General features: G+C 53.8%; 8 protein-coding genes and 1 pseudogene. All 9 read right to left on the reverse strand.

Annotation, left to right across the window (positions count from 1 at the left end):
- A pseudogene (locus EFBL_RS21265) lies at positions 1 to 244 on the reverse strand (ribosome small subunit-dependent GTPase A); the annotation flags it as partial.
- A gap of 12 nt (positions 245 to 256) precedes the next feature.
- Complete coding sequence (gene pknB / locus EFBL_RS10795) at positions 257 to 2,212, reverse strand: Stk1 family PASTA domain-containing Ser/Thr kinase (protein ID WP_096182147.1); 1,956 nt, start codon at positions 2,210 to 2,212, stop codon at positions 257 to 259.
- On the reverse strand, positions 2,209 to 2,979 hold the full coding sequence (locus tag EFBL_RS10800) for a Stp1/IreP family PP2C-type Ser/Thr phosphatase (protein ID WP_096182148.1): 771 nt from the start codon (positions 2,977 to 2,979) through the stop codon (positions 2,209 to 2,211). The genes pknB and EFBL_RS10800 overlap by 4 nt, the downstream gene beginning before the upstream one ends.
- 5 nt (positions 2,980 to 2,984) lie before the next feature.
- Entirely contained in the window at positions 2,985 to 4,064 is a 1,080-nt protein-coding gene (gene rlmN, locus EFBL_RS10805; RefSeq protein ID WP_096182149.1) for a dual-specificity RNA methyltransferase RlmN, read from the reverse strand.
- Between the two features lie 7 nt (positions 4,065 to 4,071).
- Positions 4,072 to 5,445, reverse strand: coding sequence for a 16S rRNA (cytosine(967)-C(5))-methyltransferase RsmB (gene rsmB, locus EFBL_RS10810; protein WP_231705768.1), 1,374 nt, complete (start codon positions 5,443 to 5,445; stop codon positions 4,072 to 4,074).
- A complete protein-coding gene (gene fmt / locus EFBL_RS10815) occupies positions 5,420 to 6,358 on the reverse strand; it encodes a methionyl-tRNA formyltransferase (protein ID WP_096182243.1) in 939 nt (312 codons plus the stop codon). The genes rsmB and fmt overlap by 26 nt, the downstream gene beginning before the upstream one ends.
- Positions 6,359 to 6,451: 93 nt before the next feature.
- Complete coding sequence (def, locus tag EFBL_RS10820; protein WP_096182150.1) at positions 6,452 to 6,916, reverse strand: peptide deformylase; 465 nt, start codon at positions 6,914 to 6,916, stop codon at positions 6,452 to 6,454.
- Positions 6,917 to 6,995: 79 nt separating this feature from the next.
- Positions 6,996 to 9,485 (reverse strand): primosomal protein N', encoded by a 2,490-nt coding sequence (gene priA / locus EFBL_RS10825; RefSeq protein WP_096182151.1) that lies wholly within the window; start codon positions 9,483 to 9,485, stop codon positions 6,996 to 6,998.
- On the reverse strand, positions 9,482 to 10,457 hold a 976-nt coding region (gene coaBC, locus EFBL_RS10830), incomplete at its 5' end, for a bifunctional phosphopantothenoylcysteine decarboxylase/phosphopantothenate--cysteine ligase CoaBC (protein WP_231705769.1). The genes coaBC and priA, both read right to left, overlap by 4 nt.

Consider the following 10,457-nt stretch of genomic DNA (forward strand, 5'->3'; position numbering starts at 1 on the left):
AGAATACCAGGACAGCCTGATCCACATTTGATATGGGAGGACGAATCAATTCAACAGAACGCGGAAAAATTTCTTCAATTACTCCTTCCCGGCTGCCAACAGGAGTAAACTCCACCCGATCGCCGACAAGGGGGGAGATGCCGCGTTTTTTGAAGATTCCCCGCGCCCTGCACTGATAGATTCGATCAGCCGCCATTACATAGTAGAACCCGGCCAGCGCCTTTACAATCATTCCTTCAGGCATGCAATTCCTCCATTAACGCGAGTACGGAACAACTTTCCTTTCTTTCAGCGACCCGTTCTCGTAAACCTCAATCTCGCCTGTTCCGTTCGGGGCGATCCAGAGTTCCACCGGGAACTCTTTCTTTGAAGTTACCTTTTCGTCATTAACCACCACTTGTTGTCCGCGTGCGTCCTTACGTACGATCTTGATCGTTACGGTGGAGCCGTTGTCCGGGTCGGCAATCACTTTATAGGAGAGCTTCTGGGTGGCCGGATCCGCACCCTTCGAGACCCAAAGATGGATCTTTGTATCTTTCGGCACATCCTGGTTGAAATCGGACGGTTCCTGTCTGATGACCTGACCGTTGGGAACTGTATAACTGTACTCGTCCACAATGTTCCCGATGGGAAACCCGGCGTTCTGAATCGCTTGGGTTGCCGCCGTCAAAGTCTTGTTCCGGACATCGGGCACCTTGGACAATTCCGGACCGGAAGAGATGAAGATTTCGATTGGAGTCTGACCAGGGATGACTGGAACGGCAACTGACGGGAAGTGCCTGATGACCCTGCCTTTCTCGATCGTCTTATGAGGTTCGCTTGTGAATTTGATGGCGCTCAGATCCAGATTCAGGTCGGCCAGTTCTTTCCTTGCTTCCTCCTCGGTCTTTTTCTCCAGATTGGGCATTACAATTGTTTCTGCACCGGTGCTGACCTTGAGAGTCACGATGCGATTGGTCTTCACCTGTCTGGTCGATTCCGGATCCTGTTCAAACACAAGGCCCGCCTGCATGGGCGGACGAACGCCCGGTTCACCAGGGTCTTTGGCTTCCACTTTCTTGATATTCTCAATCTTGAAACCATATTGCTTGACCAGATAATCAACCGCCTGATCATAAGGCATCCCGACAACCTTTGGCATTTCAACAACCTGACCAGCCATGAACTTGTTCATGATGGTATACCCTGCCGCCACTCCAACGGTGCCAAGCATGAGCAGTCCCATGATCAGGCTGATGGTTTTCCACAGGTTTCGCTTCTTGGGTTCCGAGTCTTCCGATTCGTCTTTGGTCGCCTGTTTGGTTGCGGTAGACTCATGGAAAGCGGCTGCCGGAATCTGGATCGTCGGTTGGGTGTAAGCCGTTGTGTCCGGTGCCGTAAACTTGGCCACATTGGGATTTTGCAGTGCATTGTCAAGATCCCGATACATTTCCTTTGCCGATTGGTAGCGAACTTCCGGATTCTTGGCCAGCGCCTTCAGAATAATGTTTTCCACACTTTGCGGGATCTTCGGGTTGATCTGTCTCGGCTCCACAAAGTGTTCCTGCAGATGCTTCAACGCAACGGAGATCGGTGTCTCTCCCGAGAATGGCAATTCACCGGTCAGTGTTTCGTACAACACGACACCCAGGGAGTAAATGTCAGATTTCACATCGGTGATGGCCCCCCTTGCCTGTTCGGGGGAGAAATAATGCACCGAGCCGATTACCGAGCCATTATGCGTGATTGTACTGGAAGTAACAGCTCTTGCGATTCCAAAATCGGTTACTTTGACATGACCGTCTTTGCCGATCATAATATTGTGCGGCTTAATGTCCCTGTGCACAATCTGATGGTCATGGGCATGCTGCAGCGCCGAACAGATCTGCTTGGCGATATCCACCGCTTCCACTACCGGCAGGGGAGCCCGCTCCTGGATGATTTCCTTCAGTGTCTTGCCGTTGATGTATTCCATTACGATAAAGTATGTCTCGTCTTCGACGCCAACATCATAAATATTCACCACGTTGGGGTGGGAAAGGCTGGCGGCAGACTGGGCCTCCCTTCGGAAACGCCGGACAAATTCCTCGTCTGCCACAAACTGTTGACGCAGGACTTTTACGGATACATAGCGGTTCAGGATTGTATCAAGGGCGCGATACACGATGGCCATGCCGCCCCCGCCGATCCGTTCCAGTATTTCGTACCGATTGGCCAATTTTTTGCCTATCACTGCGTCTCACCCCGTTTCTCCCTGCCTGTATTTTGCAATGCGACAACGGTAATATTATCAGTACCGCCTTCTTCAAGGGCGCGTTCAATCAGTTTGTCGATCTTTTCTTCCAGACTGCCAACATGCTTCATGACCTGTTCGATTTCCTCATCGCTTACCAGGTTGGTCAAACCATCCGTGCACAGCAGAAGGATATCCCCTTCCTTCCACCGGGTATTGATGAGGTCCACTTCCACGCGCTGATCGGTTCCCAAAGCCCGCGTCAATATGTTCCTTTGCGGATGGGAATTGACCTCTTCTTCGGTCAACTGCCCGTTTTTGTACAGTTCGTTGACAAGCGAGTGGTCGTCCGTCAACTGGCGGATGCCTTCCGGCTTGATCAAATACCCCCTGCTGTCGCCTATGTATCCCATGGTGATGGAATGGGGACTGACAATGCCGGCCACAATTGTTGTCCCCATCCCGGAATATCCGCTGGTACTTTGTCCCCTCCTGAATATTTCCTCATTGGCGAGCAGGATGGCTTCCACTATGGAATCGCTCAAGTCGGGTTCCGCTTCCTGCCCGGTTTTGGCGCTCAGCTTTTCCCGAAGATACTGTCCCGCCACCTCCACCGCGATCGATGAAGCGATTTCCCCTGCCAGATGGCCGCCCATTCCGTCCGCCACCAGAACAACCTGATACGGGTCCAGGTCCACATGCAGGGCAAACTCGTCTTCATTGATTTGCCGGACCAACCCGATGTGACTTTTCGCCGCATATTTCATTCAGTTCACCTCTGGATTCTCCCCTGTTCGGCACGCAACTGGCCGCAAGCGGCCGCGATGTCATGCCCCATCTCCCGTCTGACTGTGGCATTGACTCCCAGTCGGTTCAGTTCCTCCACGAAAGCCCGAATCTGTTCCTTCGGGGTTCGCCGGTAATTTCTCTCCGGTACGTAATTCACGGGGATCAGATTTACATGGCATTGAAAACCGTTCAACAACTCGGCGAGTGCACGGGCATGCCGCAGATCATCATTCACGCCGCCGATCAGCGCATATTCAAAGGACAACCGGCGTCCCGTCTGATTCCAATAGTAGCGGCAGGCATCCATCAGCTTCTCGATATTCCATGCCCGGTTGACAGGCATCATGGAACTTCGCAATTCGTCAAAGGGCGAATGCAAGGAGATTGCCAGAGTGATTTGCCGTTTCTCATCGGCCAACCGCCTGATGGCCGGCACAAGACCGCTGGTTGATACCGTGATGTGGCGGGTTCCGATATTCAGGGATTCGGGAGCCGTAATGATATCGATAAACTTCATCGCCGCATCATAATTTTCCAAGGGTTCGCCGGAGCCCATCAGTACAATCGAAGAGACCCGTTCCTCCCCCTCATCCAACATCCGCTGGAAAAACATGACCTGCTCCACAATTTCCCCTGCAGACAAGTTGCGAATCAGTCCGCCGAGGGTGGAGGCACAGAAGGTACATCCCATCCGGCAGCCGACCTGAGAGGATACACAAACCGAGTTGCCGTAATTGTGACGCATGAGAACGGTTTCGACTGTGCTGCCGTCGTGGAGTTCCAACAAAAGTTTGATGGTCCCGTCCCGGGATGTCTGGCGGGTTACTTCCTTCATTGTCCCGATTAAGGCCTTTTCCTTCAACTGTGCCCGGAAGGTCGCAGGTAAATTGGTCATTTCGTCGAAGGAAGTCGCCCGCTTTTTGTACAGCCAATCATATACCTGTTTGGCACGGAACTTCGGCTGCCCCAGTTCCTGCACCCATTGTTCCATCTCTTCCGGCAGCATGCCGTACAGTTGGACTTTTGTTTCCGTGAGTTGAACCAGTTGTTCGATTCTGATCACCCCCTGTTCATTTCATTTTCCGCAATCTGCATATGAAAAATCCGTCTGTGCCAAAATGGTGAGGGAGCATCTGCACCCAACCATCCGGCGTCAAAGCCTTGCGGCTCACAGTCTTGGGCAAGAAGGACAAGAGCGGATCAATTTCAAAATCATCGCGTTCTCTCAATAAACTTCGTACAATTTCTTCATTTTCCTTCCGTTCAACGGTGCAGGTGGAATAAATCAGGATGCCGCCCGGTTTGACCGAACCGGCCACCAGGCGGATCAAGTCCGCCTGGATCTGCCGGATCTCCTTGACATCATCCGGTGTCTTGCGCCATTTGATGTCCGGCTTTCTGCGAATCACTCCGAAACCTGAACAGGGAGCGTCCAGCAGGATCGCGTCAAACTGTCCCAAAGAAGGGAGCAGCTCACGGATATCCCCCGTTACCGGCCGGATGGATTGGAGTCCCAACCGTTGGGCGGCATTTCGAATGAGTTCGATTTTGTGTTCATGAATGTCCGCCGCGAAGACTTCCCCCTGATCTCCCGCCAGTTCGGCCAAATGGGTGGTCTTTCCGCCGGGAGCCGCACAGGCATCAAGGATTCGCATGCCGGGTTGAGGGTTGACACATCGGGCCACCAACATCGAACTTTCGTCCTGCACACTGCACATACCTTTTTGAAACACCTTCAGTTTGGCAACGTCGGTACCGGAATTGAGCACGATTCCATCCGGAGAGACAATGGAAGCATGCGCCTCAACGCCTTCCTCCGCAAGCGCTTTGATCACCTCATCACGGTTTGCCCGCATGGAATTCACCCGTAAGGACAGGGAAGGCCGTTCATTGTTTGCCATGCAGATTCGCTCCGTCTCCTCCGGACCGTACTGATCGAACCATTCCTTGACCAGCCACTCCGGATGGGAATGAACAAGCGCCAGATGACGAATGGGATCAAACCCTGCAGAAGGAAAATCCGGTTTGCCGCCCCGCAGCAAATTGCGCAACACCGCATTGACGAATCCGGAGAGTCTGGGATTTCGCCTCTTCGCGATCTCCACCGCCTCATGAATAGCCGCAAATGGAGGAATCCGTTCAAGATAGTCCAACTGATAGACGGTCAACCGGAGCAAGTTCCGCACCCAAGGCTCCAGCTTGGCCACCGGTTGCTTCAGGAGCGGCCGTATCCGGAAGTCCAGGGTGTTCAGCCGTTGCACAGTTCCATATACAATTTCGGTCAGAAGCCCTTTGTCGTTAACTGGGAGGTTATAACGAGACAATGCGTTCTGCAGGGCCAGGTTGCTGTAGGCTTGTTGTTCGTCCACGGCCAGCAGCACCTGCAAGGCGATCTCCCGGACGGGAATCGGTTGTCGGTTAGAAGTTTTCAGCTTGGTCGTCAAATTGTTTCCCTGCCTCCATGGTTTGCCCCCGCAGCAGTTCGGCTGCTGCCATCCGGCGTTTCCCTTCCGGCTGCAGCTCCTTGATGGCCAGAATTCCCTCTCCCGTCTGAACCTGTATCTCATCCTTCTCCGCTTTCAGCACGGTACCCGGATTTTTACCCGTGACTGCCAATTCATCCACGATTTCCGTCCACCAGATTTTGTAGACCTTGCCGTCCAGTTTGGTGAAGGCAACCGGCCACGGATTCAGTCCCCGAACCTGGTTATAGATTTCACGGGCTTTTTTGGACCAGTCGATCCGTTCATCTTCCCGCGTCAGATTCGGCGAGTAGGTTGCCAGGGATTCATCCTGCGGAGTTTCCTTGACAGTGCCATCAAGGATCGCAGGAATCGTTTCGATCAGAAGTTTCGCTCCCGCCTGGGCAAGCTTGTCGTGCAAGGTTCCGACGGTGTCCCGTTCTTCTATCGGCACCCGGACTTGTGACAGCATATCCCCCGCATCCAACTGCTGAACCATTCGCATAATGGTTACACCCGATTCCTTGTCTCCGTTGATGATGCAGCGGTGAATCGGGGCACCTCCCCTGTGTTTCGGCAGCAAAGACGCATGTACATTGACACAGCCAAGTCTTGGCAGATTCAGAAGACGGGACGGGAGGATCTGTCCATATGCTGCCGTTACCAAAAGGTCCGGCCGCAAATTCTCCAGATAGTCCAGTGAATCCTCTGTCCGTACCTTTTCCGGTTGATAAACGGGCAGTCCGAGATCGTGTGCCGCAACCTTCACCGGCGGGGGCGTCAGCTGTTTGCCCCTGCCTTTTGGCCGATCAGGTTGGGTCACTACACATACTATATTGTACCCGGCCTCAACCAACGCCTTCATGCTGGGCACGGCAAAGTCGGGAGTTCCCATGAATAGAATGCGCACTAAATCGCTCCTCCTGCCTCATTGGATCGTCAAAATTTAATAAATTTCGGTATACCAGCATGTGTGGCAACCTGTCAATCATTTCTGATTTTTAATCAAATCCATCGGATTCACGTAATCGGTAAACAGAATCCCGTTCAAATGATCAATCTCGTGCAGGATGCACCGGGCCAGCAGATCTTCTCCTTCAACGGTGATTTCTTCCCCGTGCCGGTTCAGTCCCTTGGCCACCACCCGTTTCGCCCGTTTCACTTCGGCTGTGACACCCGGAATGGACAGGCACCCTTCAGGACCGATCTGCTCACCTTCTGTTGAGACCACCTCCGGGTTAATCATCTCAATCAATCCATCGCCACAGTCCATCACAATCACACGCTTGGAAATTCCCACCTGAGGAGCGGCCAGTCCGACCCCTTCGGCGTCATACATCGTTTCCGCCATATCATCCAGCAGCTTGTGAATGTTTTTCGTAATTTCCTTTACCGGTTTTGCCGTTTCCCGCAAGACCGGGTCACCTTCTTTGCGAATAATCCGAATCGCCATTTGTTCCACCTCGTATAGGATCAGTTATGTGTTTGCATCGATTGTAACAAGTAGTAATCCCGGCCGTGCATCCGGACGGCTAGAGGATCATTTGAGCGTTTACATCTATTGTAATTGTTCCGCCCTGTTCCCTTGCAAGTCTGGAGGATTCCAGATAACCGGCCAGCAGGACCGGTTGTGCTTTTGCAAAATCCCGCACCTTGACGCACAGATGGTACCGGTGCTTGCCTTGCAGTTTGGGAATGGGCGCCGGACAAGCAGGCAGTACCTCCGCAACACTCGCCGTGTGAAATTCGGCCCGCAGCCGCTTTTCCAAAGAACGAACCCATCTTTCCGCTGCTGCCCGGTTCTCGTGCTGAGCGGTAAACACCGCGAGATCACAAAGAGGCGGATTGTCCAGGGTGCGCCTGATCTCGATTTCCTGCCGGTAAAAATCCTCATAGTCCTGGGTTACGGCGTATTGTATCGCATAATGTTCGGGATGATACGTTTGCACCAGGACAACGCCTTCTGTCTCATGCCGCCCCGCACGGCCAGCCACTTGCGTCAATAACTGAAACGTTCGCTCGGCAGCCCGGAAATCCGGAAGATTCAAGGATGTGTCCGCCGTTATCACACCAACCAGCGAGACACGCGGAAAATCCAATCCTTTGGCAATCATCTGTGTGCCCAGCAGGATGTCCGCCTGTCCGTCCCGAAACTGCTGCAGCAATCGTTCATGACTTCCCTTGGTTCCGGTAGTGTCCACATCCATCCGGATTACCCTGGCAGCGGGAAAAACCTTGTTCAGTTCCTCCTCGACCCGCTGGGTTCCCGTTCCAAACGTACGGATATGCGGGCTACTACAGGAAGGACACTGAGACACGGAAGGTTCCGAATGACCGCAATAATGGCAGCGGAGAACCTCAAATCCGTGCGCCTTATGATAAGTAAGCGAGATGTCGCAGTCGGGACAGCGTGCCACATACCCGCAGTTCCGGCAAAGGATGAAAGAGGAGTATCCCCTGCGGTTGAGGAACAGAATGATTTGCTCCTGTTTGGCCAGCCGGTCCAGAATCAAGTGATGCAGGGGCCGGGAAAACATCGACCGGTTGCCTGCCTGCAGTTCCTGCCTCATGTCGATGACTCTGACAGTAGGTAGCGACTTTTTGTTAAAACGGGTTGGAAGCAGGATTCTTCTTCCTTCGCCCCGTTCGATCATAAACCTTGTTTCCAGGGACGGCGTAGCCGAACCCAGTACCAGCACGGCCCCATGATGGAGGGCCCTCTGCCAGGCAACTTCCCGTGCGTGGTATTTCGGTTGTTCTTCCTGTTTATAAGATAGTTCATGTTCTTCATCAATGACAATGAGTCCAAGGTTCTCAAGCGGAGCAAAGACGGCCGAACGGGCCCCGACCACAATGGAAGCGGTTCCCCTGCGGATTCGTTTCCATTCGTCATAACGTTCCCCCTGGGACAACCGGCTGTGCAAGACTGCCACATCATCTCCAAAACGCCGCTTGAACCTCTCCACCATCTGCGGTGTCAAAGAAATCTCCGGCACGAGCACGATAGCCTTCCGCCCCTGTGCCATGCAGGCGGCAATGGATTGCAGATAGATTTCCGTCTTGCCGCTTCCCGTCACACCCTGCAGCAGAATACGATCCGGCCGCCCTGCTGCCATGGCGGAGGCAATCAGCCGGTAAGCCTGTTCCTGCTCGCCGGTCAGGGCCAGAGGGCGTTCCCTTTCACCCGTAAACCGGTTGGCATAAGGATTGCGCCGTTCCTCCACCTGGGACAGAACAAGGATTCCTTTCCTGACCAGCGAGTTTATGGTGGAATAAGTCGTATGGGTAGCTCGCAGGACATCGCGGACCGGTATGGAAGGGCCGTGCATCCGAATCCACCGGGCCACTTCTTTCTGTTTGAAAGCCCGAGCCGGAATCTCGTCCATCGCTTTCTGAAAATCCGCTTCCCGCAGAGTACAGCTCACTGCCGTTATGTAGAGGGTCTGTACTGCCTGAGACACTTCATGCTTTTCTTCCACTGTCCCCAGTCGCAGCAGCCGCTGCAAAGGCGCTTTCAAGCCAGGAGCGTCTTTCAGCAGCTTGTCTTTGTAGACAGGCGCACCTTCCGCCAGCAGATCGAGAATCTGCTGTTCCTTTGGGGAGATCCCGACAGATCCTGACTTCCTTAACTTGTTCCATACATCTTCCTTCAGTGTCAGACGAACGGATGTCCTGGCCCTTACGCCCGCCGGGAACAAAGCCTGAACAGATGCCGCTTTGGAAGACAGATACCGGTAGGACATCCAGTCAGCCAGCTTCACCAGCTCTTCCGTCAAGGGAGGCTGTTCGTCCAATACGTCCAGTATTTCTTTTATGTTTTTGACATCCGGTTCCGGTTCGCTTGAAAATCCGATCACATACCCTTCGAGACGTCTGGGACCGAATGGGACAATCACCCGGGTTCCGACATGCACCTGTCCGGCAAAGGCCTCAGGAATCCGATAATGGAAAGGCCTGTCCACTTCCCGGGCATGTATGTCCACAATTACTTCGGCAAACGGAAGTTTCACTTTCCCGCTCATACCCGGTCCTTCCGAATTGTCAGGATTTCATTGAGGATCGCTTCCGCCACATCCCGCTTGCTCATCTGCGGCAGCTGACGGAGGGGCTGATCCTGGCGGATGAAGGATACGATGTTCGTATCGACTCCAAATCCGGCTCCTTCTCTCGACACATCGTTGGCTACGATCAGGTCGGCATTCTTCCGAAGAAGTTTGTCGGTGGCGTTGGCTTCCACTTCGGTCGTCTCCGCCGCAAATCCGACAATCACCTGTCCGGGAGACTTGCGGGCCCCAACCTCCGCCAAGATGTCAGGGTTTCGAACAAGTTCAAGGGTCATGCGGTCTTCTGTCTTCTTAATCTTCTGTCCGGCCGTTTCCGAAGGCCTGTAATCTGACACCGCAGCCGCCTTGATTACCACGTCCTGGCCCCGCAATCGCTCCATAACTTCCCGATACATGTCAAGAGCCGATTCCGCCCGGACGACCTTTACGTTAGACGGCGGTGTTACCGCCGTATTCCCAACCACCAGAGTCACGTTGGCCCCGCGACGGGCAGCGGCTTCCGCCAGGGCAAAGCCCATTTTCCCGCTTGAATCGTTGGTCAGGTACCGGACCGGATCGATCCGCTCACGGGTTCCTCCGGCAGTCACGAGCACGTTCAGGCCTTTCATATCCTGACTGCGGGCAAAGAACTCCCGGATGATCTCAACCAGCTCTTCCGGTTCCGGCAATCTCCCTTTGCCTGTATAGCCGCAGGCAAGCGGCCCTTCCCCGGGTTCGGCTGTCAGATATCCCCGGCTCCGCAAACGGGAAAGGTTCTCCTGCACAATCGGATTGTTGTACATGTTCACATTCATGGCCGGAGCAAACAACACAGGAGCACGGGTTGCCAGCAGGGTCGTGGTCAGCATGTCGTCAGCCAGTCCGCAAGCGGCTTTCGCAATCACATTGGCGGTTGCAGGCGCCACCACCATCAGATCCGCTTTGTCAGCC

Source organism: Effusibacillus lacus (genome assembly GCF_002335525.1).
GTDB lineage: Bacteria > Bacillota > Bacilli > Tumebacillales > Effusibacillaceae > Effusibacillus > Effusibacillus lacus.

Coding starts and splice junctions, on each gene's coding strand:
- fmt (WP_096182243.1), bottom strand. CDS start 6,358: ATGGGAACTCCCGACTTTGCCGTGCCCAGCATGAAGGCGTTGGTTGAG.
- def (WP_096182150.1), bottom strand. CDS start 6,916: ATGGCGATTCGGATTATTCGCAAAGAAGGTGACCCGGTCTTGCGGGAA.
- EFBL_RS10800 (WP_096182148.1), bottom strand. CDS start 2,979: ATGAAATATGCGGCGAAAAGTCACATCGGGTTGGTCCGGCAAATCAAT.
- priA (WP_096182151.1), bottom strand. CDS start 9,485: ATGAGCGGGAAAGTGAAACTTCCGTTTGCCGAAGTAATTGTGGACATA.